This window comes from Acinetobacter johnsonii ANC 3681 (genome assembly GCF_000368805.1).
Taxonomy (GTDB): domain Bacteria; phylum Pseudomonadota; class Gammaproteobacteria; order Pseudomonadales; family Moraxellaceae; genus Acinetobacter; species Acinetobacter johnsonii.
In genome coordinates this window covers 270,840-294,816 of the sequence record NZ_KB849704.1, presented here as the reverse complement: position 1 = coordinate 294,816, position 23,977 = coordinate 270,840, and the positions used below count along the sequence as shown (strand labels likewise).

Below are 23,977 nucleotides of genomic sequence, written 5' to 3'. Positions count from 1 at the left end.
ACAATAAAGTAGCGCAATGATAAATGAGAAGTGTTTTCATTTGCAACTATTAATTTGTCACTTTTTATGGTTTTTTCTAATCGTACTCAAACAAAAAAGGCATACTTAATGCATGCCTTTTTCAGTCTTGCTTGCAACCAATTTTTTATTGGAAAACGACTGTTTTGTTACCATCAACAATAATACGGTCTTCTAAGTGCCACTTCACTGCACGTGCCAAGACATTACGTTCAACATCCTGACCCAATTCACGTAATTGATCAACCGTAAAATCATGGTTCACACGCTCTACATCTTGCTCAATGATCGGACCTTGATCCAGATCCGCTGTGACATAGTGTGCAGTTGCGCCAATGAGTTTCACACCTTTTTCATGCGCTTGCTTGTATGGGTTTGCGCCAACAAAAGCCGGTAGGAATGAATGGTGAATGTTGATCACTTTCATTTCCCACTTTTCGACAAATGCTTCATCTAGAATTTGCATATAACGCGCAAGTACCAATAAATCATTGCCTTGCATTAATTCATCAATTTCAGCATAAGCTTCGCGTTTGTTGTCCTTCGTTACAGGGACAACTTCAAACGGAATGCCAAAGTTCTCAACCGCTTCACGTAAAGTTTCATGGTTAGAAATCACTTTGGTAATTTCGCACGGCAAACCACCACGCGCATGACGCCATAACAGCTCAAGTAAGGCGTGGTCTACTTTAGACACTAGAATCCCGACTTTTTTCACGTCGCTGACCAGCGCCAAACGCCATTGCATTTCATAACGCTCTGCTACATTTGCAGCAAAAGTTTGAGTGATGCTTTCTTTACGAGACTGTAAATTGTCTAGTTCAAACTCAACACGCATAAAGTAACGTCCGCCCTGAGCTTCAGTCGCGTATTGATCAAGCGCAGTAATATTCGCGCCTTGATGATACAAAAAGCTCGATACAGCTTGCACGATCCCTGGCTTATCTTCACAAGTAATCAGTAAACGTGCTGTGTTAGCAGTTGTCATATTCATGTCAGTTTAAATCAGTAAAATGAAAATCAAGCCGAGTATTCTAGCGCTTTTTACTCAGCTGTCAAAACACCTTATGGCTTATCATCCGATTTAAATGACGCCAAGCTCGAAAACAGTTCAGATGGCCCCATCGTATCCAACAAGCGCTCATACGTCTCTCGACTTTCACCACGCAAATAGGCCCCTTCTAAGAACACCATTTGACGGAGAGCCTGCCAAACCCACTTTTCTTCTAATGTATTGGAGTCAGTGATATGACCCGACATATAAAGGAAGTTGGTCCAGTTGGTCAGTACAATCCATAAATTGATAATCAGGGCTTCAATTTCAGACGACGTCATTTGCATTAAGCCTGCATCAACAAAGGCCTGATAGATTTTTTGCCCTTGCTGCATTACCTGCCCTGCAAAACGTGGATACATCTTGCGGAAGTCTTCATTGTTTTCAACCAAATGATAGACATCACGGTGTAAAAAGCGATAAGCCCACAACTGGCTGCTCAGCACCTGAAAATAACGAATTTTATCATTGGCATCTAACAGACGGTCATCTGGCAAAGCCAGCATCTGTAGCGTTTCGCCTTGATACTGTTCCATGAGCTCTTTGATAATTTCACTTTTATTGCGAAAGTGATAATACAAATTGCCCGGACTCATATTCAATTCAGCTGCAATATGATTGGTCGTAACAGAACGTTCTCCACGCTCGTTAAAAAGCTGCAAACTGAGTTGCAAAATACGTTCTTTGGTTTTCAACGTTTTAGTTTGAGACATCCTAAAATAACCATTCATTCAGTGCATTAGAAGACTAACACATAAAGTAACTTGACTAATTAGAGCAATTACTCTAAAAATTAAACATAAATTGAAATTTGAAATGGTAGTGCGGCATGAACAGTCAAACAAAAACAACTTCATTGACACCACATTCTTATGATATTCAGCACCTACATGATGTGCTTGAACAGCAAAAGCACGCTTATTTACGTTATCCATTGCCAACAGCAAAAGAGCGTATCGACCGTTTGGCACGACTTAAGCGTATCTTAGTTAAGTATCAAGATCAATTTGCAGAGGCAATTAATCAAGACTACGGCAACCGTTCCACCAGTGAAACTAAAATTGGGGAATTACTTACCTGCCTTGAACACATCAAATATTATAGCAAGCATTTAACCACGTGGATGAAACCCTCGAAACGTCACGTTTCAATCATTCACCAACCGGCTAAAGCATGGGTGCAATATCAACCTTTAGGTGTGATCGGCATTATTACCCCATGGAACTATCCTTTATTACTCTCGATTGGCCCCCTGATTTGTGCTTTGGCAGCAGGCAACCATGCCATGATCAAAATTTCCAGTTCATCGGGTAACTTTGGTCGCATTCTTGAAAAAGCACTCTCCGAAGCCTTTCCTCAAGAGTTAGTTTCCGTGACCAATGGTGGTGGTGCAATTTCAGATGCCTTTTGTCGTCTGGCTTTTGACAAACTGATTTTCACAGGTTCAACCAATGTCGGTAAAACCGTTATGGCTGCTGCGGCAGAGAACCTCGTTCCACTAATCCTCGAACTTGGCGGAAAATCCCCGGTATTAGTACATCCTTCTATTCATTTACGGGATGTTGCGCAGCGGATTGCTGCAGGTAAACTGTGGAATGCGGGTCAAACCTGTGTGGCACCCGACTATATGTTCTTGCCTAAAGGTAAAACTGCCGAGTTCATTGAGCACTTCCGCGAGTGTGTGGAAGAGATGTATCCCGACATTCTGCATAATCCAGACTACACCTCGATTATTAATGACCGCCAATACAACCGCTTGCAAGGTTATCTTGAAAATGCACGTGAGCATGGAGCGCAGGTGGTTGAAATCAACCCAGCCCATGAAACCTTCTCCGATACACGTAAAGTGCCCCCTACACTGTTAACTGGGGTCACGCCTGACATGCGTATTATGCAAGAGGAAATCTTTGGACCACTGCTACCGATCATGGAATATGATCAAATAGACGATGTTATCGAGTTTATTAATAGCCGTCCGCGTCCACTTGCATTATACTACTTCGACTTTGATCAGGCGCGTGCAGATTATGTCGCACAGCGTACTCATTCAGGGCATTTCGGACAAAACACGGTTTTGACCCATGTCGCACAAGACGATTTACCATTTGGTGGCGTTGGTGCATCAGGTATGGGGAAATATCATGGTCCAGAAGGTTTCTTCAGTTTGTCGCATGAACGGTCAGTGATGTCGAATCCCAAGTTATATAGCTTGAAATTCATTCTCCCACCGTTCAACAAACCAATTCACAAGTTGATTTCAAAGACCCTTCTTCGCTAAATGATCAAGGCATGACCTATCGCACGGGTTCATGCCTAGTTTTAATGAAAATCGCTTGTCTTTTAAGCGCATTTTTGGTATAAAACGCCCCTTGAATGATTTCATCCGTTTACTTAATAACTAGCGCACAATCGGTGCTGTCTAGCAATGGAGTTCACCATGTCTAAGGTTTGCCAAGTTACCGGCAAGCGTCCAGTCGTTGGCAACAACGTCTCGCACGCCAATAACAAAACCAAACGCCGGTTCGAGCCGAACCTGCATCACCACCGTTTCTGGTTAGAAAGCGAAAAACGTTTCGTACGTCTTCGTCTAACTACAAAAGGTATGCGTATTATCGACAAATTGGGTATCGAGAAGGTTGTTGCTGACCTACGTGCTCAAGGTCAAAAGATCTAAGGAGTCTGAACCATGCGTGATAAAATTCGCCTAGTTTCTACTGCTGGTACAGGTTATTTCTATACCACAACTAAGAACAAACGTACTATGCCGGAAAAAATGGAAATCAAAAAATTTGATCCAAAAATTCGTCAACACGTAATCTTCAAAGAAGCTAAAATTAAATAATTTTAGTTTTTTGAAAAAAACGACCTGCTTTAGGTCGTTTTTTTTGCTTTTTTTTCGTTCGACTTGTTAAACTTTTAATCTCTTTTGGCACCTTTTGTGCTTTGCTTCTTTTTCACCCTTAACTTTTGCTTAAGGAGTTTTTAGTGCCTCATGACGTAGATCTCATTATATTACTTGCTGTCGGTTTTGGGCTTGCGCTCATTTTCGGCTATCTTGCCGTACGCTTACGCCTTCCCCCACTCATTGGTTATCTGATCGCGGGTATCATTATTAGCCCCAATACTCCCGGTATTGTCGCAGACATTCATTTGGCGAACCAATTGGCTGAACTTGGGGTCATGTTCCTCATGTTTGGTGTGGGCATGCATTTTTCCCTCAATGACTTATTACAAGTTCGACGCATTGCATTGCCTGGTGCTATTTTACAGATTGCTGTCGCGACCCTGCTCGGAATAGGCGTCAGTATGATCTGGGGGTGGAGTTTTGGCTCTGCTTTGGTCTTCGGCTTAAGCCTGTCTTGTGCCAGTACAGTGGTATTACTCAAAGCACTGGGAGACCGTGGTCTACTCAATTCGGTCAACGGTAAAATTGCCGTAGGCTGGCTCTTGGTTGAAGATCTGGTCATGGTCTTGGTGTTGGTACTCTTACCCGCAACAGCAGCTCTACTCGGTGGAGAAGCCCTTGCAGGCGGTGCTGATGACAACATTTGGCTTACCTTAGGCATTACCTTACTTAAAGTAGTAGGCTTCATCGCTTTTATGCTGATCATCGGGAAACGTCTTGTTCCAATGATCATGCAATTTGTTGCTCGACTTGGTTCACGTGAACTGTTTACCTTAACCGTGGTGGCTGCTGCGGTCTCAATCGCCTTTGGCGCGTACAAAATTTTCGGTGTTTCCATGGCGCTGGGCGCTTTCTTTGCCGGGATGGTCGTTAAAGAGTCTGACTTTAGCCACCGTGCCGAAGAAGAAACCCTCCCTCTACGTGAAATTTTTGCCATTTTGTTCTTTGTTGCAGTGGGCATGTTATTTGACCCACGCATCTTAGTGGAACAACCTGTGCATGTGCTTGCAGTCGTTGCAATTATTATGGTCGGCAAAACCATTGCCGCTATGGCACTGGTGCTCTTTTTCCGCTACCCCATCAATACGGCACTCACCGTCGGTGCTTCACTGGCACAAATTGGTGAGTTTTCCTTCATCTTAGCCACACTCGGGGTTTCACTTAAACTCTTGTCCCTAGAAGGGCAAAATCTAATTTTGGCAGGAGCACTCATCTCCATCACCTTAAACAGTTTTGTGTTCTCCGCAATTGAGCCTGTACAACGTTGGATTCGCGAACGCTCGCATCTAGCACGCTTACTGGAGCGTAGTGGTGACCCACTGGCAATGCTGCCTGATGAAGTTTCACAAGACTACTTACGTGATCAAGTAGTGATTGTTGGACATGGTGAAGTGGGGCGTCGCATTACCAAACAATTGATGGCTGAAGACATTAAAGTGGTGATTGCGGAAGAAAACCGTGAAATTGTAGAAAACCTGCGTGAAAAAGGCATTGCGGCTGTTTCTGGGATGGCGACAGACCCTGGCGTACTGATTCAAGCCCATATTCAACATGCGCGCCTGTTGGTACTTTCCCCGATGGATATTTTAGATATTCATAAAATCGTGGATATTGCCAAAACCCTCAATCCTGAGATTCAGGTCTTAGTATGTGCAGAAAGTAAAGAAGAAGCCGAAGTGATTCGTCGCGATCAAATTGGTGAAGTTTATTTTGCAAAAGAGGAAATGGCGAAAAATATGAGCAATCATATTTTAAATCAAATTCAGATTGCACATCATCAAGCACCCACCCACTAAGGAACCAACACTGGATACAAAAAAACGCACTGTTCAGTGCGTTTTTTCTTATTCGACTTAGCTGAAGAACTGTGGCTTTTCATCCACCACTTCCGCTTGCCACTCGCCCACTTGTTTTTCAAGTAAGCCGTATAAAGCCGCTTGCACCATCTGCTGAGCAACGACAGTTGTCTGGTCGCCCAATAATGCTTTGAGCTCTTCATTAAACTGGATCGTGACTAAAGGTGCACTCTCCGAACCTGCGTTACGTAGTGCGAGCTCACCACCTTCAAGTTGAACCAATTCTAAAATGGCTTCTTGATTTCCAAATAATTCTTTCAATTGTTCTATAGACATATTTCCTCCATGTTCAACATGGTGGCAAAGGCAGTTGCACTTTGCTTCGCTTAGACTTATTGATATAAGGACAAATTTTCAAACTTCAAGCGCTGGTCATCGCTTTTAGAATTCAACCATCTCATTCCGAAAGCCATCGATCAACGCCGTTAAGTCTCGATGCCACTCACGTAAAATTTTGGTATCGGGTAACCATGCCTGAGGGGTTTGAGTGACTTTGATGATCAGATTGGATGAAGTTTCTGACTCAGGTTCAGGTGTACTTGGCTCTGGCGCATACTGACACAAGCGATAAGCACGTTTTAACTCTGCAATGAAACCTTCTTTCGACAGTTGTTGCATTACAGTCACTTCAGGCGAGACTTGGCCCTTAGCTGCCATATGCTCTTCTATGGACTTCAAGGTCGGGGTAAAGTCATTTAAGCGGTAGTAACGGACCAACTCTTGTAGAAACGCAAGCACCGCACCATGCAAGTGAAACACAGCAGCCTCACGGTAAGCCTGAGCTTGTTGCACATGATCAATTTGTTCTGCTTGTTGACATGAAAGTCGAGCAAAGTAGAGTTTTTGGTTAGTGCGATCAGCATGGTAACGGGCAACACGAGTCATGAAGGGTGTTCCTAAGTTTTGGCGTTTATAACAATTCTAAGAGTAATCTTTCTATACAGCAGCGCATAATAAGAATTATGCATGATCTATTTCAATAAAATAAATCTTTCTTTTTGCTATGACAGGAATCGAAATATGGATTGGACGCACATTTGTGAGTACCCAAGCCCAATATCCCTTTTCCCAATATGATGCCATCGCCGAATCAAGCTCGTCTTCTCTCCATGAGTGAATCGACTCAACATCAACCATAGCAACAGCATACCCCAACTCTTCATCGTCCTCGTGGGTTAAATAGTGCTTATTTTCCACAATAATCAAATCTTTGAGTGGCAATTGCTCTGGTCGCCAAGAACGGATCTCTAAGGTTTTATTTCCTTGAGAGATTTGTCGTCCCATCGGCACAACAATCGATAAAGCTGGATAGATTTTTTTCACTTTATCCCATAAAAAAGGAGCATCCATTGCTCCTTTTTACTTATGCTTCTGGCTTCTCAGGCTTATCTTCCGCCTGTTTGACGCGAATACCAGTGCCATGCAAACGTAGTGTATTAAGCCCTTTAATGGCTTTAATCGCTTCACGTGCATGCGGCATTTCAACAAAAGCAAAACCTTTCGATTTCCCTGTTGCTGCATCAAGGATTAAATTACATGATGCAACTGTGCCGTATTGCTTAAATAATTCAAGCAGTTCAGCTTCAGCCACTGTACGCTCTAAATTACGAACTAAAATTTTCATCTTACAACCTTCAAAAATAGGCAAAATCATCAAAAAGCAATCGCCTACGCTACTTTCTGAACATTGCACAACAAATACCACAATGTAATCTGTTTAGTTTAATCGAGATTAATCCCAAAATCTAAATTAATCGATTGGCGCTCAATTAAAGCACTCTTTACGGTTTGCTGACGAGGCTTATGATGGGTTTCCATGCTACACAAATTTCGGGTCAGATCATTCAAAAAATAACTTTCGACTTTGCGCCCTTGTTCATCAATCACGTCTCGCGCCCACAGACTTAAATTTTGCTTGGTTAAAATCAGCTCATTCTGCGCACGGGTCAGCGCCACATACAAGACCCGACGCTCTTCTTCGACATCATTAAAATCACCTTGGGCACGTGCATGTGGATATTGCCCTGGGGTGACATTGACCACATAACAGACCTTTTGCTCTGTACCTTTGGCCGAGTGAATGGTAATCAGAGTGACGACATCACTATCGGACTGGCGTTCGATTTCAGAAATCGACACAGGATCAAGCACATATTCCTCTAGAAACTCACTCAATTGGGTATGTTTAGAAGCCAATTGTTTAACCAATTCAAAGTCACCTTGGCGTCTGTTCCAGTCTTTTTTATAATTTTCTGCCAATTGTGCTTCAATCGCTTGAATACCCAAACCAACGCAAGCCTGTACTTCCTGTTTCAGTACCGTCATTTGCTTCATGATCAACACAGTTTCAGCAGGTATGCGCCCAAATTTCTCTAATTTATCAAAGATCAAATCAAACTCAGGCTCCAGTAAAAGTTGCTGTGCAAGACGGCTTGCACCCACATCCCCCACCCCATTCCACAAAGTGAGAAAACGCATCCATGCAATATCATCTAGAGGATTGGCAATCACGCGTAGCAAGCTCAGTAAATCTTTCACATGTGCGGTTTCAAGCAGTTTCATGCCCCCAATAAAGCGATAGGGGACATTGCCTGCAATACATGCCGCCTCAATATGCCGTGCTGCAAAGCTGGAACGCACCAAAACCATATGATCCGACCATTTACTGCCTTGTAAGTAATGGCGCTCTTTAATGTCAATCGCAATCCATTTTGCTTCATCAAACTCATTTGGGAAAATATGCATGCGGGGCTTCACACCCTCACCCCGATGAGCATCTAGGCGTTTGTTATATTGAATCTCAGATTGATCGAGCAGCCAATTGGAGAAGTCTAAAATTTCTTGGGTTGAACGATAGTTTTGCTCCAATTTAAACACCTGAGCATTCGGCACACGGTCTTTAAAATGGTGAATATTTTCAAAATCTGCGCCACGGAAACCATAAATCGACTGTGCATCATCACCCACGCAGAACAGGCTCACTTTGTCTTTAAGGGGCTCAAGCAAGGCCCACTGCAAAGGATTGGTGTCCTGCATTTCATCGACCAGCATGTGTTTGCAGAGCGATGCCACATAGTCGGCTAAACCGTCTGACTGGTCGAGTGCTGAGGCCACGATCGCAAGAATATCGTCATAATCTAAAAAACTACGGGCACGCTTGCGTGTCTCGTACTCTTTCATGATTTCCGCAATTTGATCTTTAAAAGCCAAATGCTCAGGATGCTGTTTTTCTAAGGCATCACTCAACTTTTGACGCGTATTTCGTGCAAAAGAATACAGATCACACAGTTCTTGCGGTTTAGGCAGTTGATTCGGATTTTTCTTGTCATCTTTTCCACGAATCAGACGAAACATCATCAGCTGATCATCACGATCAATAATTGAAAACTGCTCTAAACCAAAGGCTTTCGGTACACGGCGCAGCAGATACATACAAAAAGTATGAAAAGTAGAAGCACGCAGCCCTTTTGCCTGCTCACCTAAAGCCAGCTCCACTCGCGCCACGATCTCACTGGCTGAACGACGAGTAAAGGTTAAAATCTGAATTTGGTTGGCAGGAATCCCTTGATCAATCAAGTATGCAGCACGTGCCACAATGGTTTTCGTCTTGCCACAGCCAGCCCCTGCGAGCACCAGACTGTGTTGCGACTCAGTCGTGGCAGCTTGTTTTTGTTGCGGGTTTAATTCATCAATTAGACTGGCTAAACTCATAATCACTCATCAATTCGTGGATGCTACTAGTTTAACAAATCTATGACTTCAATATGAGGCTACAGCAATGATTATCCATTTCTATCTAAAATACACCTTCAGATCTATGGCCCAGACCTTATGCTCAAATCGCTTGCTGCCTCAAAAAATTAAAACTCACCTTGCTCAGTATGATTTAAAAGCAAAAGTCGAGTGATGTCCTCACAGCTGTTTTGCAAATTCTGCTCTGCGTTTTTCAATGCTGTTGCTAAATCACAGTCAGGTTCATTGATCGAAACAATTTGACTAAACCCTTCATCAAATAATGCCTCAACATCCTCTCCGACACGTCCAGCAAAGGCAATCACTGGTTTATTCAACTGCTTGGCTAACTGAGCCACTGCCCACGGCGTTTTGCCAAACTTGGTTTGGAAGTCGATACTTCCTTCACCAGTAAAGACATAATCGGCTTGCTTTATTTTCTCCGCCAGTTGAGTTTGCTCAATCACCCACGTCGCGCCAGACTGAAGCATAGCGCCTGTAAAAGCCATTAGACCAAAACCTAGCCCACCTGCGGCGCCTGCCCCTGCAACATTACGTATCTGTAGATTAAGCTGTGTTTCCACCACATCGGCAAAATGACTCAAATTTCGATCCAACTTCTCAATCATCTCTGCGCTCGCCCCTTTTTGCGAGCCAAACACATGCGATGCACCCTGTGCTCCACACAGCGGATTAGTGACATCGGAGGCAATTAAAACTTGAATCTTTTGCAAGCGTGGGTCTAAAGCCTGCATATCAATCCGTTTAATATCTCGTAAATGACCACCACCAACGGGCACGTCCCGCCCTTGTGTATCTAAAAAGCGTACTCCAAGCGCCTGTGCCATACCACTACCTGCATCATTAGTGACACTGCCTCCAAGAGCCAAAATGATTTTGGACACGCCTAGATCCAATGCATGCCGAATCATTTGCCCCGTTCCCAAAGTTGTGGTCAGCAATGGATTTCGCTGTGCGGGCTCAAGCAGATGAATACCATTGGCTTTGGCCATTTCAATAACAGCCGTTTGCCCGCCATCAAATAAACCCCAATACGTTTTCACTCGTTGTGATGGCAAGGGCCCTGTCACCTCACATTCGACTTTTTGGCCAGCTAAAGATGTTAATAAAGCATCGACTGTGCCTTCGCCGCCATCGGCCATAGGCACATGTATACATACAGCATTAGGAATTATGTTTTGAATTCCACGCTGCATCGCCGCACAGGCCTGTTCTGCTGTCATACTTTCTTTGAATGAATCGGGCGCTAAAATAAAAGTTGTCATCATCCATAATTTTTTTAGAAAATTTAATTTATTAATAACACGATTTATAAATTTCCCGCCCGCATTTTTCTCTTTTCATTGTCCTTGGCACAGTTCGTTATCATTGAAGTTGAGTACATTTCGATAAAGTTAAAATAGCCTCAATGATTTTTTAATTTTAAACATAGAAGAGCTTTACTGTGCTGTCACCAAAACGACTACCATAGTTCATTTGGTTTTAATGCATAAATTAAACAAAGTGCGAATCAATTAGCCGATAAAATCATCATTAAACATTCAACGCTCTTTAAAAAAATAGGTGATGTATGGAACGAATTAACTTGGGAAAAGCCGTACCTGAACTCTATAAAACAGTATTAGAACTCGAAAACTTATCCATGCAAAAAGTCCAACAAGCAGGTCTTGAGATTGGGTTTTCACACTTGCTGAAACTAAGAGCCTCACAGATTAACCAATGTGCATTCTGTGTGCGTATGCATACACAAGATGCCATGAAAGCAGGTGAATCAATCGAACGGATTGCCCTCATCAGTGCATGGCAAGAAAGTGAATATTTTTCCGAAAAAGAACGCGCCGCGCTGATTTTAATTGAAGAAATCACACTCATTGCTCAGCAGCATTTCCCCGATTCGGCGTATCAAGAAGCAGCAAGAATCTTATCCGATGCAGAAATTGCCACTATTGAATGGATCGCGATTGTGATTAACACGTGGAATCGTATTGCGATTTCAAGTCAATATGCCGTCAATCCATAAGCATGCCATTCAGCTTTACACATGATATAAAGCACACGAAAAAAGGGAGCCTGCATGAGGCTCCCTTTTATTTTTTAAGAATGCTTTATTCAGATTGGCTTGCTGGTGGAATCTGCTTAATGGCTGCCGCTAGAGTCAGATAATTAATCCCTTGGAATAAAATATCAAAAGCAAGGAATAAGCCCAGCACCCAAAATGGGGCATCTGGTGTGGTTAAAATCATAATGCCTGCCAGCAGAGTTAAAACACCAGAAAAAAGTGTCCAACCCCAACCTTGGAATGCTCGAAATAATATTGCATTAAAGATACGAATGACCCCTGCAATAATCAAGAAAACCGCTAAAACACTGGTCAAGACAATGGCTGTTTTCACAGGTGTAGTAAATGCGTAATAGCCCGCAACCAAATACAACACACCAAACAAAGCCCATAGCCAGCGGAAGCCACCCTCAAAAATCTTAAAGGCTGCGATGAAGTGTAGAACACCACCTATCATCATTAACACGCCAAAGATAAACACCACAGATAATGTTGCAAAAGGCAAAGCGGCCAAAAGGACGAAACCAAACAACACCAATAAAATCCCTAAACCCAAATACCATTTACGATTTTCATGGAGTTGATGGCGAACTAAATCATTACCGACTGTTTTCATCTTCTTCTCAAGTTTGATTTTCGTTCACTTGGTTTTAACATGTTTTGCAGCGAACTTGTAGGTTTGAGTTTATCCACACAATCAATCCATGCTGTGGATAAACTCAACATTATCCACAGTTACTTTTTCCACCCAATTTCAATCGCAGTGATCTCATTCACCAATGTTTCATCAATCGATTCAGGCATTTTACTCTGTGTTTGTGAGGTTGGAATGTGCCCAGCCATTAATTCAGCTTTGGTTTGAGGGAACAGCGGTTGTTGATTTGGATAAGCATAACCCGCAGGATACATCGGCTGTCCTGTGGCTAAGTCGTATTTATCACTAGCACCAAAGGCATGTAAAAGCTCATGTGCAAGCACGACTTTGTTTTGCTCGGTTTGCTTGTTAGATGCAAATAAATTCACTGAACCGATGCGACCTTTTTGCAAAGCTGTCGAGTGTTTCAGCTCTTTAGTCAGTGCTGGGTCATAATAGTTCAAATACAAAGTAACAGTTGGTGCACCATCTGAACCTTGATGGTTTTTCCATGCATAATAACGGAACTTTAAACTCCACAAGACCGTATCCAATAAACTTGCCTGTTCAGGTACTTTCGGCGGTAGCTGTTTGAGTTCGCGCCCCAGTTGGAAGTAAATCGCAATCGGTTGGCCGCGATATGTCGCCGACATCTGCTCTAAATAACCCTGTACCCCTTTTAAGTTTGCAGGCGTCAATTGCTGTATATATTGCTGAGTTGTACCTTGTCCATCAGCATTAACTGGATGGAGTGATACAATAATAGGCTTGCTCCAATCTTGGTTCTGATCCCGATAAGCGTTCAAAGCAACCACCAATAAAATCAGCAGCAAGATTAAAATACGAAGTTTTTTCCACATCTTTGATCCCCAATTTTTAATAATTTTTTATCACAATGATCAGCACATTACGTAATTTCTAAATGTATTATAGGTTGTTGTAATACAAAGTTTTCCCAAATAAAGTCGTATAATTTTCTTTGATTTGAAAATACAGCTACAGTTTTAGCTTCAGATAAGCTGCACCATCGATATTCAGTATGTTCATGATTCAATAGAACAGATTGGTTTTCAGCACAGAAGCCAACAAATACGGGAATCATTTCAATCACATTCAAGTGTGGCTCATAAAACTGCTCGATGTAATCTGCACTAAATAAACGTTGAGGCTGAATGGCTGTTTCTTCTTTGATTTCGCGAAGTATCGCTTGGCTGGCTGTCTCCTTTTCTTCAACCTTTCCTGCGACATGGCACCAATAATCACCTTTAACACGCTTCATCAATAACAGTTTAATTTCACCCTCAATTTTTGACAGTAAAACAGCAGATACAACAACAGAGCGAATAGGAATCATACCTTAACCAGAATCTTTTTTTATTTATCGCTGTGCATCATATAAAAAATGCCCACCAAAGTGAGCATTTCTTGATTATTTCTAAGCAATTAAAACTTAAGCTTCAACCCATTTTCCGTCATTGAACACCAATGACCATTTGGTTTGCTTACCTTCAGGCGTTTCCGAACCAATATATTGCGCTTGATTCTTACGGCTAAATTTCACCAAAGTTGGATTTCCTTCAGGGTCAACATCAGGTGCTTGCAAAATAAACTGATACTTCGGATCGAGCTGATCGGCAACACTACGAAGTTCCGAAACTTTTGGTGCACGTGTTTCACGTACTTTCGGGAACTTACTTGCTGCCAAGAATAAACCGGCCGCCCCATCACGTAATACAAAAAAGTCATCATGCTTAGTTGAACGTAAATGTTCCATCTTAATCGGGTCTACACGCGGAGGTGCAGGCTGACCACTTTTTAAGACTTTACGTGTGTTATCACAGCTTGAGCAAGCAAAATAAGGACCAAAACGACCCGTCTTCAGCTGCATTTCCCCGTCACACTTATCACATGGAATGGTTGGGCCATCATAACCTTTGATTTTGAACTCACCTTCTTCAAGCTCAAAACCAGCACAGTCTGGGTTATTACCACAAACATGTAGCTTACGACCACCATCGATCACATAACTGTCCATCGCAGTTTCACAGATTGGACAGCGTTTTTTCGACATCAAATCTGCTGTTTCTGCTGCATCATCATCAGAAAGTGCGGCAAGTGATTCAACAGGCGTTAAGTTCAACGTGCCTTTACAACGCTCTTTCGGCGGTAAGTTATAGCCAGAACACCCTAAGAAGACACCTGTGGTTCCCGTACGAATCTGCATTGGGCGGTCACATTCTTTACAGTGAACTGCTCCCACCTCTACTGGTTGATTGCGGCGCATGCCGCCTTCACCTTGCGCATTGGTCAGGCGTTTTTTAAAGTCGCCATAGAAACTGTCAAGCAACTCTTTCCAATTGCGTTCGCCATCAGCCACTTTATCGAGCTGACCTTCTAAGTCCGCGGTAAAGTCATAGTTCATGAGGTTATTGAAACTTTCATCTAAACGATCAGTAACAATCTCACCCATTTTTTCAGCAAATAGACGACGGTTTTCCAGTTTGACATAACCACGGTCTTGAATGGTCGAGATAATCGCCGCATAGGTCGATGGACGACCAATGCCCTTTTTCTCAAGCTCTTTCACCAATGACGCTTCAGTAAAACGTGCAGGTGGCTTGGTAAAGTGTTGCGATGGATCTAATTTTTCAAGCGTCAGGATTTCACCCACTTTCACCGCAGGCAATAACACATCATCGTCCGACTTGTTTTGACCACGGACTTTAGTGAAACCGTCAAAGACTAAGGTGCGACCTTTGGCTTTAAGTTCAACACCGTTGGCATCCACTAAAATAGTCGATGACAAGTATTCTGCTGGTGTCATTTGACACGCGACGAATTGACGCCAGATCAAATCATACAAACGTTGTGCATCACGTTCCACACCCACCAAACTGTCGCCTTTTAACGCCACATTCGATGGACGAATCGCTTCGTGGGCTTCTTGTGCACCGGCTTTGTTACCATAGCGGTTCGGCTTAGCAGGCAGATATTTCGCACCAAACTCGGTCTCAATATGATGACGTACCATATTCACCGCATCGTCACTCAAAAAGGTCGAGTCGGTACGCATATAGGTAATAAAACCCGCTTCATACAAACGCTGCGCCAACATCATGGTTTTCTTCACAGAAAAACCCAGACGTGTACTGGCTGCTTGTTGTAAAGTCGAGGTGATATACGGCGCGCTCGGATTCACCTTGGTCGGTTTATCTTCACGTGCTGAAACTTTGTAATCTGCGTCTTTAATGAGCTTTAGTAAAGCATCGGTATCGGCTTTATTACGTAGCTTTAAGGCTTTACCTGCTTGTTTGACGGCTTCTAAACGAATCTCATCGGTCTGAGACTTAGTGTCTGCAAAAACTTGCCAGTATTCTTCGGGAATAAACGCACGAATTTCACGCTCACGCTCAACCACCAGTTTAACTGCGACAGACTGAACACGACCTGCCGATAAACCACGAGCAATTTTTTCCCAAAGTAAGGGCGAAATCATAAAGCCGACAACACGGTCTAAAAAGCGGCGTGCTTGTTGTGCATTAACTTTATCGATATCAAGGCGTGCTGGATGCTTAAATGCATCTTGAATGGCATTTTTGGTGATTTCGTTGAACACCACACGTTGATAACGTGAGTCATCGCCACCAATCACTTCTTTTAAATGCCAAGCAATTGCTTCTCCTTCACGGTCCAAGTCCGTTGCGAGATAGACCTCGTCAACTTGCGAAGCAAGCTTTTTCAGTTCAGCAACCACATGCTCTTTGCCTGGAAGCACTTCATAATGTGCTTTCCAGTCATGCTCAGGATCAACCCCCATACGATTGACCAGTGCATTTTGTGCTTTTTCAGCTTTCTGAGCATCGGTCAGTTTGGTTCGTGTTGCTGGCTTCTTTTCTGCAGTCTTACTAGAACCACCTGTAGGTAAATCACGCACGTGACCCACAGACGACTTCACAATGTAATTCGAGCCTAAATATTTATTGATTGTTTTCGCTTTTGCAGGCGACTCCACAATCACTAAAGCACGCTTTTTCCCAGCCTCAGGAGAATCTGCTGTAGTACTTTTGGATGTGGACCGAGGAGCTTTCGCCATATTAACCGTTAATCCTGTTTCAATGGGTCTGTAAAATTAAAGTTCAGCCAAAGACTGTAAATATGCTTTCATGGCATCTAACTGGGTTGCTCTTAAGTCAGAATGCTCATCCCAATAGAGTCCCACGCAGTTTGCTTGCATATCAATAGCATAAATACCCTTTAATTCAATGGGTAAATGTTTAAACTTGTCATCACCTGTAATGAGCTCAAGCTGTTGATCAACAACGCGAGCGCGCATTAAAGGTAGGCGTGCTTCTGGAATCAGGACACTGTAGTACGCCACCATACTGGCCCGGTTTTCCGAAGCCATTGGTATTTTCGTCCAGTCAGGTGCAGCGACTAAACGCGGGTGTAAACCCATCTTGCGCGCTTTATCACGCATTTCACCTAAAGCTTTCTCTCTTGGACTTACACGAAGTCCAAAAATCGAGCCGAGGATGAATAAGATGATAAATCCGACAACCCAAATTCCAGTATTTTCCATAGCACAACCTTTTTATTCCTTTATTAGAGTTGCATAAGCACAATATAAAACGCAAGTTTGAACGATAAAATTAATTTAAGAACATTTCATGACTATATAGAACTTCATGTCCATTCCAGTAAATATAGCCTTTATCGAGTAACTCTTTCAGTAACATACGCACATCAGACTTCGGAAACATTTGCTCAAGCAAATCACGTAGTGCATAGATATCTTTGGGTTTATTGGTTTTTAACTCGCGCAGTTTTCGTGCGACCTCAAGCTGTACAGGGTCAATCTGTGCAAAGTTTTTAAACAACTCTTGTTGCGGGGACTGCTTATCTGTAGTTGGTTCAAGCACATCTACTACACTGTCTTTTTGCAATTGCTGTAGCGCTTGCTGCATGCTTTGCGGCTGTGAAATTGGGTCTTGTTCATCTAAATTCAGTGCCAACCACTGCTTCAACACTTTTTTACGAAAGCGAATTTGCTCATCATAGCGTTTGATGATTTTAAGATTAATCAACATCCCCACCACCCGCTGCGTCTTTTCAGGCACGAGTTGCAAAATATTACTTATTGAATTTTTTAGACCGTCCAATGTGTTCGGCTTACCTGATATTTTCCCCAAAGCATCACAATATTTTTTGACCATTTTTAAATAAGGCTGATTTTTGATGCTGTCTAAACTGGGAAGATGACGTTGACTTGGTAACACTTCAGACTGAATGAGGATCAAATTGCTCTGAATATGCGAAGATTGCATTAAGTCCAAAAGTATCTCTGCTGTATTGACCGCAGAGATAATTTCAACCTGCGTTTCTGGCTCAAGCAAAGCCATTAACTGCCCCACCACCACGGCATATTCGAACTCTTTTTGCTCGGCTTTGGGCGTGTCTAAAATCACCACTTGACCACTACTGATCCAAGCAGCCAGTTCCGTCAAATCTTGCAATGCATACTCAAATTGACCTTGGCAATGAAACAAATACAAAGTCGGATAATGCTCCACAATCTCGCGCAACAATTTAGCCGTCGGAACATTATTTTCAAGGTCAAGAAGAACAACTTTTTGAGTCATAGGACAGTTTTTATGGGATGCACCAGAAAGCGGGTATTAGAGTAGGAACTGCATCAAAGGTCAAATGATTTCGTCAGTCAAATCGAGCTTTGAGTTGGGTAAAACAAAAAAGAGACAAGACTCAGCAATATCCATAACCCACATCACAGCATTTTTTAGCCCAAGACAGCAAATGAACTTAATAATGTGGCGGACGATCAGCCATCGGGTCAAATGTCGCAATTCCATCGGACAAATCTGAAGATTCAACACGTTGATACAAAATTTGCATTTGTTTTTTTAAATCAGCAATTTCCAGCCCTTGAATCACCAATTGTTCATTGAGCTGTTCAACTAAATCATCTAAAAATGCAATTCGGACTTGCAAATCTTCAATGGGTGCGGACAATGGCGCTTGATTATCAATATTTTGTTGTTTAGACACTTCAAGTCCTCATTTGAGATTTTTCAGGAAACATTATGGCCTATATTACTTTAAGGGATGTCCAACTTGCGTTTGGTGGACCTGCCTTGCTCGACGGCGCGAACTTTTCATTGGAGCGCGGTGAACGAGTGTGTTTAATTGGTCGTAATGGTGAAGGTAAGTCTACTTTACTTAAACTGATCGAGGGAAGTTTATTACCCGATTCTGGTGAAGTTTCTCTGCAAAACGGCATCACCATTTCCATGTTGGCGCAAGATGTGCCGATGGACTCGGGTAAAGTGGCGGATATCGTGGCAGACGGCGCAGGTGAAGCCGCAGATGTGCTCAGAGCCTATCATGAAGCCAGTGATGCTTGTGTATTGGGTGATATGGATGCATGCGACCGTATGGGTAACTTGCAACATAAAATGGATATGTTAGATGGCTGGGCTTTAGAAACCAAAGTCAATTCCATTTTAAGCAAAATGGGCCTAGACCCAGATGCTGATTTGGCTGATTTATCGGGTGGTCGTAAGCGTCGTGTGCTGCTTGCTCGTGCACTCCTCACCCAACCCGATGTACTATTACTGGACGAACCAACCAACCATTTGGACGTTGAAAGTATTGAATGGTTAGAAAAATTTCTACTCGATCAAAATAATTTAACTTTACTGTTCATCTCGCATGACCGTTCATTTGTTGACAGTATTGCAACTCGTATTGTAGAGCTCGACCGTGGCACTTTGCGCAGTTACGAGGGTAACTATTCACGCTACCTCGAACTAAAAGCAATGCAGATGGAAGCAGAAGAAAAGCAAAATGCTCTTTTTGATAAGCGCTTAGCTGAAGAAGAAGTATGGATTCGCCAAGGGATTAAAGCCCGTCGTACCCGTAACGAAGGTCGTGTTCGTGCCCTAAAAGAATTACGTGAACAATCGAAAGCACGCCGTTCACAACAAGGCAAAGTCAGCATGGCGACGCAAGATGCCAATCGCTCAGGTAAATTGGTCTTCGATATTGAACATCTCAGTGTGGCTTTTGGCAATCAAGAACCTATTATCAAAGACTTCTCTGCATTGGTGCTTCGTGGCGATCGTATTGGTCTCGTCGGTGATAACGGTGTCGGTAAAACTACGCTCATCAAAGCTATTTTGGGTGAGATTGAGCATGGCGGATCAGTCAAAACAGGTACACAGCTTGAAGTGGCTTATTTTGACCAATTACGTAATGCACTTGATCTTGAAAAATCGGTGAAGGATAACGTCTCTGAAGGTTCAGATTTTGTCGATGTCAATGGTAACCGTCGCCACATCTACAGCTATTTACAAGATTTCTTATTCTCACCAGAACGTGCACGTACCCCAGTAAAAGCCTTGTCAGGCGGTGAACGCAACCGTATCTTACTTGCAAAATTATTGCTTAAGCCATCCAACTTAATCGTGATGGATGAGCCGACCAATGACTTAGATATGGTGACTTTAGAGCTTCTTGAAGAAATGCTCGGTGGCTACAAAGGTACATTGTTGTTGATCTCGCATGACCGTGCCTTTATGGACAATGTCGTCACATCAACTTGGGTGTTTGATGGTAAAGGTCATATTGATGAATACATTGGTGGTTATCAAGATTATCTTGAACAGCGTCCAGATGACAAAGTCGTCGATCAAAAAAGTGATGTGAAAAAAGCACTTGCAAAAGCAGATGCTGCGCCTAAAAAAGCCAAACTCAGCTATAAAGATCAGCGTGCGCTTGAACAACTACCTGCCGAAATGGAAGCGCTGGAGAAAGAGCAAGCTGAAATCAATGCATTACTCGCAGATGGTTCATTATTTATTTCAAATGCAGACAAGGCAATGACCTTATCGAATCGTTTGACTGAAATTGATGAGCTATTGCTGGAAAAACTGGAACGTTGGGAAGAACTGGAAAATTTAACCAAATAATTTTTCATAAGCTCCATAAAAAACTCCGCGCAATCCGGAGTTTTTTATGGAAATGTATTATTTTTTAAGAACAGATTTATATCAGCTATGATTCATTTTGATCAACCCATAGTAGGGAATAGAAAGTCTTTCAATGTTTTTGTTTTTCTGTCTAATATCGGATGATCTTTTACAACTATTCTAAAACTATTTAGTTTCAATGATGCTTGATAAACTTTTACATCTTGTTTGAACTCTTTATTAAAAAATGAAATTGCAGCTATTATTTCCTTCTTATTTAGATCTTCTTCCTCTAATTTTGCTCCTAAAATCACAGATGAAATATATTCAGGAGGTATTATTTTTAATAGTGAATTAAAGTTATTAGGGTCATAATCATGAGCTAGTGTTCTGAATTCATTTTCATATTGCCAATCTTTGGATTTTACTAAATATTGATTTGTTACAAAATCTAGCATTACTTTAGCATCATCAAAAAAATTAGACGGATTTAACATTGCTAATGACAATTTAGGAAATTCGTTTTGGTATTTCACTGGTTGCACATTAAACGCTGTATGTACCCACTCTATGGTCGGATGTGGAATCTTAAATTCAACTAAAAAACCTGTGTGACTTTGGGCATAATGCGACCACATCAACATATTCAAAGGATTATTATTAAAACAAGTTACAGATAAATTAGACTTAATGCTTTTAGAAAACCGTTTTTGTAATTCTTCATGATTCGATTGCGGGATGTCATCAAATTCTATCGATGCCATGCAGTCATAAGGATCATTAAAACTGTCTGGATGTGTAAATTTAAGTTGAAGTTTTCTAAATAAATTGAGGACATATAGATTTGGATCAAAGCTTAAATGCTTATATAAATAATAATATTGATCATCACACTTTATATCAACAAATTGATTTTGGTATTCATCTGTTGAAGTTTCTTGCATTGTAGCAAGTAAGATATTTTCTAAATTCACCATTCTACACTAACGTTTTTACAAAGGATTAAGAAGAAATCAAAGATATGCAATCTATTATATTAAGATATAGAGTTAAAGAAATATCTTAATATATAGCTTTGAGAGTAAACAACATTTGAGCAAGTCAAAAACTAAAATAGACCTTACAAAATTTACTTTCAACATAAAATAGCAAAGGAAATAATGCTAAAAGCATATGAGCTGTTTGGAAGGCAACTTCATTTCATCCTTTAAAACTCGCTTCATGCTAAACTCGAAACATTCTTTTTTCAGCCTTTATCGCAATTTATGAGTTCGAAGCCAGACTATCAACCCGGTGAATTTCAGTGGTCTTTTCTGCATCCCAAATATTGGGGCGTTTGGATTGGTATCGTCTTTCTCATGATATTGGCGATTCTTCCATGGGCAATTCAACACCGACTGGCAACCCTCTTAGGCAATCTCAGTTTTAAATATCTGAAGTCGCGACGTAAAACTACCGTTCGTAATCTGGAAGTGTGTTTCCCTGAATGGTCAGCCCAAGAAGTCCTTGAAAATGCACGTCTGGTTTTTGTCGATCAAATGCTGGGGGTCTTTGAAACGCTAAATGCGTGGTACAGCCCAAAGTGGTTTACTGGCCGTGTCAGCATTGAAGGTTTAGAACATATTCAAAAAGCACAGGCAGAAGGCAAAGGTGCACTGCTTTTAGGAACCCACTCTACTTTGCTCGATGCGGGTGGTTATCTATGCGCGCAGTATTTTGAACCGGATGTGGTGTATCGCCCACAAAATAATCCGTTGCTGGATATGCTCATCTACCGCTCCCGTGCCACCATTTATGCACATCAAATTGATCATGATGACATGCGTGGTTTGGTCCGCAACTTAAAAAATGGCCATGCCATTTGGTATAGTCCAGATCAAGACTTTGGTTTAAAACAAGGTGTTATGGCACCTTTTTTTGGCGTTCCCGCAGCGACCGTTACAGCACATCGTCGCTTATTGAAAATGACCAAGGCTGCGGCTATCCCTCTGTATTTTTATCGTGATGGGGACATTAAAAACCCACAATACAAAGTGTTGATTGAACCTGCGGTGGAAAACTTACCCAGCGAAGATGAAGTCGATGATGCGACACGCGTGAATCAAATTATTGAAAATCAACTCCGTATTGCTCCGACTCAATATATGTGGTTCCACCGTCGCTTTAAAACTCGCCCTGCAGGCTATGACAAGATTTATTCTTAACAAAAAAGGGCTGCTTAAAAAGTAGAACCCGAGTTCTGCGTCCTGCAAAACTCGGGTACATGAGGTTGTGCTTTCAACGTTATTCTTGTTTTATTCGGTGGCATTCCATACCTACATCATATCCATGATGATTTCCATCAGCTTCAACTTCCATACTGGGATGATCCATTCCCGCTCCATCTGCTGATGAGACTAGAATACGGGGATACCAAATGACTAACCATTCGTCAGATTCCCAAATCCCTGTAAGCCATATCCTACAGTGATGAAATCCGAGCGCCCCTATATTTACTGGTAATCTTTGGCAATTTTATCTGTCACCTGCTTACCTTCTCGTTCCGCTTTCTCAATTCCATCTTCAATCGCCTCCTGCGCTTCTTGCTCATCGGCTTCGGTTTGCTCTAGCTCTTCTTGTGCTTGCTCAAACACCCGACCAGTTTGAAGCACCACATATACAGGGAAATGATCTGAACCAATATGTGGTAAACGCTGCATCTGCACTAAGGCAAAATCCGTACTGTGAAAAACATGATCCAGTGACCAGCGCAGTAAGGGATAGTCGGCATGAAAAGTATTGACAAAATGCCGTCCGACGCGGGGGTCTAGCAGCCCACTGATCCGTTGAAAAAGTCGTGTCGTACGCGACCACGCCACATCATTCAAATCCCCCATCACAATGCAGCTCTCATCCAAATCTTTAATCTGATCCCCGACTATCAATAATTCAGCATCACGTAAAGTAGAGTCTTTGGCTTCGGTCGGACTTGGTGGTTTCGGGTGTAAGCAGTACAGTTGCACTGGCTGTCCTGATCTTAAAATGACTGTGGCATGAATCGAAGGAATTTCATCGCTCAAAATAAACTTAACTTCAATATCTTTAAGCGCTAAACGACTGTACAAATGCATGCCATACAGATTATCTAAAGGCACTGCAACCCGATAGGGATAGTCATCTTCCAGCTCACTCAAGGCTTGTTGCCAATGTGCATCCGACTCTAAAGTCAAAATCAAGTCCGGTTGATGCTGACGAATCTGTTGCAGCAATAAGTGATATTGTGTATTGGGCGTTAGTACATTCGACACAATTAAAGAAATCTGGCATTCTGGCTGTAACTCTGTTTTGGCAACCGTTTTCACCTGCTTTTTCCACACAAAGGTATAAGGCAACACCATTTTGAGTTGGTACGCTACTGCCGCAATTAACCCCAGCAAAATGACTTCACGCACCCAATTCCAAGGTGCATCCCAAATCAACATCAAGATAAATGCAATCAACCCCAATGCCAAAATCTGTAAGCGTGGAAAATCTGCGCCTCGAAACCACCATTCATCTCGAGGAATCAGTGACCAGAAGCTTAACCAAATCACAACACATGCCAGCAACTCAACCCAGATCATAGATACCCACTCTTATATTCTTAATTTTTTGTAGATTCATAAATTAATATCAATTTTGCATGTAACATAAACAAGATATATTGCACAATATATTTGCTGTTTTCATTGTGT

At 42.2% G+C, this 23,977-nt stretch carries 24 protein-coding genes; 7 read left to right on the top strand and 17 right to left on the bottom strand.

Annotated features, from left to right (window positions below; translation table 11 throughout):
- Positions 1 to 145: 145 nt before the first annotated feature.
- Entirely contained in the window at positions 146 to 1,012 is an 867-nt protein-coding gene (gene purU / locus F946_RS03640) for a formyltetrahydrofolate deformylase (RefSeq protein WP_004692478.1), read from the bottom strand.
- A 71-nt stretch (positions 1,013 to 1,083) separates the two neighbouring features.
- Positions 1,084 to 1,785 carry a TetR/AcrR family transcriptional regulator gene (locus F946_RS03635; RefSeq protein ID WP_005400842.1) on the bottom strand — a complete coding sequence of 234 codons (702 nt, stop codon included), beginning with the start codon at positions 1,783 to 1,785 and terminating at the stop codon, positions 1,084 to 1,086.
- A 116-nt stretch (positions 1,786 to 1,901) separates the two neighbouring features.
- On the opposite strand from F946_RS03635, the gene F946_RS03630 reads away from it, so the two are divergent.
- From F946_RS03630 to F946_RS03615, 4 genes are all read left to right on the top strand, one after another.
- Complete coding sequence (locus F946_RS03630; RefSeq protein ID WP_004979000.1) at positions 1,902 to 3,350, top strand: coniferyl aldehyde dehydrogenase; 1,449 nt, start codon at positions 1,902 to 1,904, stop codon at positions 3,348 to 3,350.
- A 159-nt stretch (positions 3,351 to 3,509) separates the two neighbouring features.
- The gene (rpmB, locus tag F946_RS03625) at positions 3,510 to 3,746 is read left to right on the top strand and encodes a 50S ribosomal protein L28 (RefSeq protein ID WP_000048256.1); all 237 of its coding nucleotides are present in this window, start codon (positions 3,510 to 3,512) and stop codon (positions 3,744 to 3,746) included.
- A 12-nt stretch (positions 3,747 to 3,758) separates the two neighbouring features.
- Positions 3,759 to 3,914, top strand: a complete 156-nt coding sequence (gene rpmG / locus F946_RS03620; RefSeq protein WP_003654787.1) for a 50S ribosomal protein L33 — start codon at positions 3,759 to 3,761, stop codon at positions 3,912 to 3,914.
- A gap of 143 nt (positions 3,915 to 4,057) precedes the next feature.
- Complete coding sequence (locus tag F946_RS03615) at positions 4,058 to 5,773, top strand: cation:proton antiporter (protein WP_004978997.1); 1,716 nt, start codon at positions 4,058 to 4,060, stop codon at positions 5,771 to 5,773.
- Between the two features lie 57 nt (positions 5,774 to 5,830).
- Here the strand turns inward: F946_RS03615 and F946_RS03610 are convergent, their stop codons facing one another.
- From F946_RS03610 to F946_RS03585, 6 genes are all read right to left on the bottom strand, one after another.
- Positions 5,831 to 6,109: a hypothetical protein gene (locus tag F946_RS03610; RefSeq protein ID WP_004692486.1), complete on the bottom strand. Its 279-nt coding sequence runs from the start codon at positions 6,107 to 6,109 to the stop codon at positions 5,831 to 5,833.
- A gap of 105 nt (positions 6,110 to 6,214) precedes the next feature.
- On the bottom strand, positions 6,215 to 6,718 hold the full coding sequence (locus F946_RS03605) for a DUF6586 family protein (RefSeq protein ID WP_004978994.1): 504 nt from the start codon (positions 6,716 to 6,718) through the stop codon (positions 6,215 to 6,217).
- A gap of 75 nt (positions 6,719 to 6,793) precedes the next feature.
- A complete protein-coding gene (locus tag F946_RS03600) occupies positions 6,794 to 7,183 on the bottom strand; it encodes an ASCH domain-containing protein (protein WP_004978992.1) in 390 nt (129 codons plus the stop codon).
- Between the two features lie 13 nt (positions 7,184 to 7,196).
- Positions 7,197 to 7,457 (bottom strand): RNA recognition motif domain-containing protein, encoded by a 261-nt coding sequence (locus F946_RS03595; protein WP_004692489.1) that lies wholly within the window; start codon positions 7,455 to 7,457, stop codon positions 7,197 to 7,199.
- A gap of 98 nt (positions 7,458 to 7,555) precedes the next feature.
- Complete coding sequence (locus F946_RS03590) at positions 7,556 to 9,544, bottom strand: ATP-dependent helicase (RefSeq protein ID WP_004978988.1); 1,989 nt, start codon at positions 9,542 to 9,544, stop codon at positions 7,556 to 7,558.
- Between the two features lie 149 nt (positions 9,545 to 9,693).
- Positions 9,694 to 10,854 (bottom strand): glycerate kinase, encoded by a 1,161-nt coding sequence (locus F946_RS03585; RefSeq protein WP_171065379.1) that lies wholly within the window; start codon positions 10,852 to 10,854, stop codon positions 9,694 to 9,696.
- A gap of 302 nt (positions 10,855 to 11,156) precedes the next feature.
- On the opposite strand from F946_RS03585, the gene F946_RS03580 reads away from it, so the two are divergent.
- Positions 11,157 to 11,606 carry a carboxymuconolactone decarboxylase family protein gene (locus F946_RS03580; protein ID WP_004978980.1) on the top strand — a complete coding sequence of 150 codons (450 nt, stop codon included), beginning with the start codon at positions 11,157 to 11,159 and terminating at the stop codon, positions 11,604 to 11,606.
- Positions 11,607 to 11,691: 85 nt separating this feature from the next.
- On the opposite strand, the gene F946_RS03575 is transcribed toward F946_RS03580, so the two are convergent.
- From F946_RS03575 to F946_RS03545, 7 genes are all read right to left on the bottom strand, one after another.
- Positions 11,692 to 12,261 carry an HdeD family acid-resistance protein gene (locus F946_RS03575; protein WP_004978978.1) on the bottom strand — a complete coding sequence of 190 codons (570 nt, stop codon included), beginning with the start codon at positions 12,259 to 12,261 and terminating at the stop codon, positions 11,692 to 11,694.
- Positions 12,262 to 12,380: 119 nt separating this feature from the next.
- A complete protein-coding gene (locus F946_RS03570; RefSeq protein WP_004978976.1) occupies positions 12,381 to 13,139 on the bottom strand; it encodes a hypothetical protein in 759 nt (252 codons plus the stop codon).
- A 47-nt stretch (positions 13,140 to 13,186) separates the two neighbouring features.
- Positions 13,187 to 13,633: an NUDIX hydrolase gene (locus F946_RS03565; protein ID WP_004978974.1), complete on the bottom strand. Its 447-nt coding sequence runs from the start codon at positions 13,631 to 13,633 to the stop codon at positions 13,187 to 13,189.
- A 96-nt stretch (positions 13,634 to 13,729) separates the two neighbouring features.
- Positions 13,730 to 16,372 carry a type I DNA topoisomerase gene (topA, locus tag F946_RS03560; protein WP_004978972.1) on the bottom strand — a complete coding sequence of 881 codons (2,643 nt, stop codon included), beginning with the start codon at positions 16,370 to 16,372 and terminating at the stop codon, positions 13,730 to 13,732.
- 36 nt (positions 16,373 to 16,408) lie between these two features.
- The gene (locus tag F946_RS03555; protein ID WP_004692510.1) at positions 16,409 to 16,858 is read right to left on the bottom strand and encodes an ammonium transporter; all 450 of its coding nucleotides are present in this window, start codon (positions 16,856 to 16,858) and stop codon (positions 16,409 to 16,411) included.
- Positions 16,859 to 16,928: 70 nt separating this feature from the next.
- Positions 16,929 to 17,918: a hypothetical protein gene (locus F946_RS03550; RefSeq protein WP_004978970.1), complete on the bottom strand. Its 990-nt coding sequence runs from the start codon at positions 17,916 to 17,918 to the stop codon at positions 16,929 to 16,931.
- Positions 17,919 to 18,096: 178 nt separating this feature from the next.
- Positions 18,097 to 18,342, bottom strand: a complete 246-nt coding sequence (locus F946_RS03545; protein ID WP_004692513.1) for a SlyX family protein — start codon at positions 18,340 to 18,342, stop codon at positions 18,097 to 18,099.
- Positions 18,343 to 18,377: 35 nt separating this feature from the next.
- Here F946_RS03545 and F946_RS03540 point away from each other — a divergent pair, with 35 nt between their 5' ends.
- Positions 18,378 to 20,264, top strand: coding sequence for an ATP-binding cassette domain-containing protein (locus F946_RS03540; RefSeq protein WP_004978967.1), 1,887 nt, complete (start codon positions 18,378 to 18,380; stop codon positions 20,262 to 20,264).
- A gap of 101 nt (positions 20,265 to 20,365) precedes the next feature.
- Here F946_RS03540 and F946_RS03535 read toward each other — a convergent pair whose 3' ends face one another.
- Complete coding sequence (locus F946_RS03535; protein WP_004978964.1) at positions 20,366 to 21,241, bottom strand: DUF2971 domain-containing protein; 876 nt, start codon at positions 21,239 to 21,241, stop codon at positions 20,366 to 20,368.
- A gap of 288 nt (positions 21,242 to 21,529) precedes the next feature.
- Here F946_RS03535 and F946_RS03530 point away from each other — a divergent pair, with 288 nt between their 5' ends.
- The gene (locus tag F946_RS03530; protein WP_004978961.1) at positions 21,530 to 22,468 is read left to right on the top strand and encodes an LpxL/LpxP family acyltransferase; all 939 of its coding nucleotides are present in this window, start codon (positions 21,530 to 21,532) and stop codon (positions 22,466 to 22,468) included.
- A 288-nt stretch (positions 22,469 to 22,756) separates the two neighbouring features.
- On the opposite strand, the gene F946_RS03525 is transcribed toward F946_RS03530, so the two are convergent.
- Entirely contained in the window at positions 22,757 to 23,866 is a 1,110-nt protein-coding gene (locus F946_RS03525) for an endonuclease/exonuclease/phosphatase family protein (RefSeq protein WP_004978959.1), read from the bottom strand.
- Positions 23,867 to 23,977: the final 111 nt, after the last annotated feature.

Coding starts and splice junctions, on each gene's coding strand:
- F946_RS03525 (WP_004978959.1), bottom strand. CDS start 23,866: ATGATCTGGGTTGAGTTGCTGGCATGTGTTGTGATTTGGTTAAGCTTC.
- F946_RS03595 (WP_004692489.1), bottom strand. CDS start 7,457: ATGAAAATTTTAGTTCGTAATTTAGAGCGTACAGTGGCTGAAGCTGAA.
- F946_RS03575 (WP_004978978.1), bottom strand. CDS start 12,261: ATGAAAACAGTCGGTAATGATTTAGTTCGCCATCAACTCCATGAAAAT.
- F946_RS03535 (WP_004978964.1), bottom strand. CDS start 21,241: ATGGTGAATTTAGAAAATATCTTACTTGCTACAATGCAAGAAACTTCA.
- rpmG (WP_003654787.1), top strand. CDS start 3,759: ATGCGTGATAAAATTCGCCTAGTTTCTACTGCTGGTACAGGTTATTTC.
- F946_RS03635 (WP_005400842.1), bottom strand. CDS start 1,785: ATGTCTCAAACTAAAACGTTGAAAACCAAAGAACGTATTTTGCAACTC.
- F946_RS03585 (WP_171065379.1), bottom strand. CDS start 10,854: ATGATGACAACTTTTATTTTAGCGCCCGATTCATTCAAAGAAAGTATG.
- F946_RS03605 (WP_004978994.1), bottom strand. CDS start 6,718: ATGACTCGTGTTGCCCGTTACCATGCTGATCGCACTAACCAAAAACTC.
- F946_RS03610 (WP_004692486.1), bottom strand. CDS start 6,109: ATGTCTATAGAACAATTGAAAGAATTATTTGGAAATCAAGAAGCCATT.
- F946_RS03540 (WP_004978967.1), top strand. CDS start 18,378: ATGGCCTATATTACTTTAAGGGATGTCCAACTTGCGTTTGGTGGACCT.
- F946_RS03590 (WP_004978988.1), bottom strand. CDS start 9,544: ATGAGTTTAGCCAGTCTAATTGATGAATTAAACCCGCAACAAAAACAA.
- F946_RS03565 (WP_004978974.1), bottom strand. CDS start 13,633: ATGATTCCTATTCGCTCTGTTGTTGTATCTGCTGTTTTACTGTCAAAA.
- topA (WP_004978972.1), bottom strand. CDS start 16,372: ATGGCGAAAGCTCCTCGGTCCACATCCAAAAGTACTACAGCAGATTCT.
- F946_RS03630 (WP_004979000.1), top strand. CDS start 1,902: ATGAACAGTCAAACAAAAACAACTTCATTGACACCACATTCTTATGAT.
- F946_RS03570 (WP_004978976.1), bottom strand. CDS start 13,139: ATGTGGAAAAAACTTCGTATTTTAATCTTGCTGCTGATTTTATTGGTG.
- F946_RS03600 (WP_004978992.1), bottom strand. CDS start 7,183: ATGGATGCTCCTTTTTTATGGGATAAAGTGAAAAAAATCTATCCAGCT.
- F946_RS03555 (WP_004692510.1), bottom strand. CDS start 16,858: ATGGAAAATACTGGAATTTGGGTTGTCGGATTTATCATCTTATTCATC.
- F946_RS03580 (WP_004978980.1), top strand. CDS start 11,157: ATGGAACGAATTAACTTGGGAAAAGCCGTACCTGAACTCTATAAAACA.
- purU (WP_004692478.1), bottom strand. CDS start 1,012: ATGAATATGACAACTGCTAACACAGCACGTTTACTGATTACTTGTGAA.
- F946_RS03550 (WP_004978970.1), bottom strand. CDS start 17,918: ATGACTCAAAAAGTTGTTCTTCTTGACCTTGAAAATAATGTTCCGACG.
- F946_RS03530 (WP_004978961.1), top strand. CDS start 21,530: ATGAGTTCGAAGCCAGACTATCAACCCGGTGAATTTCAGTGGTCTTTT.
- rpmB (WP_000048256.1), top strand. CDS start 3,510: ATGTCTAAGGTTTGCCAAGTTACCGGCAAGCGTCCAGTCGTTGGCAAC.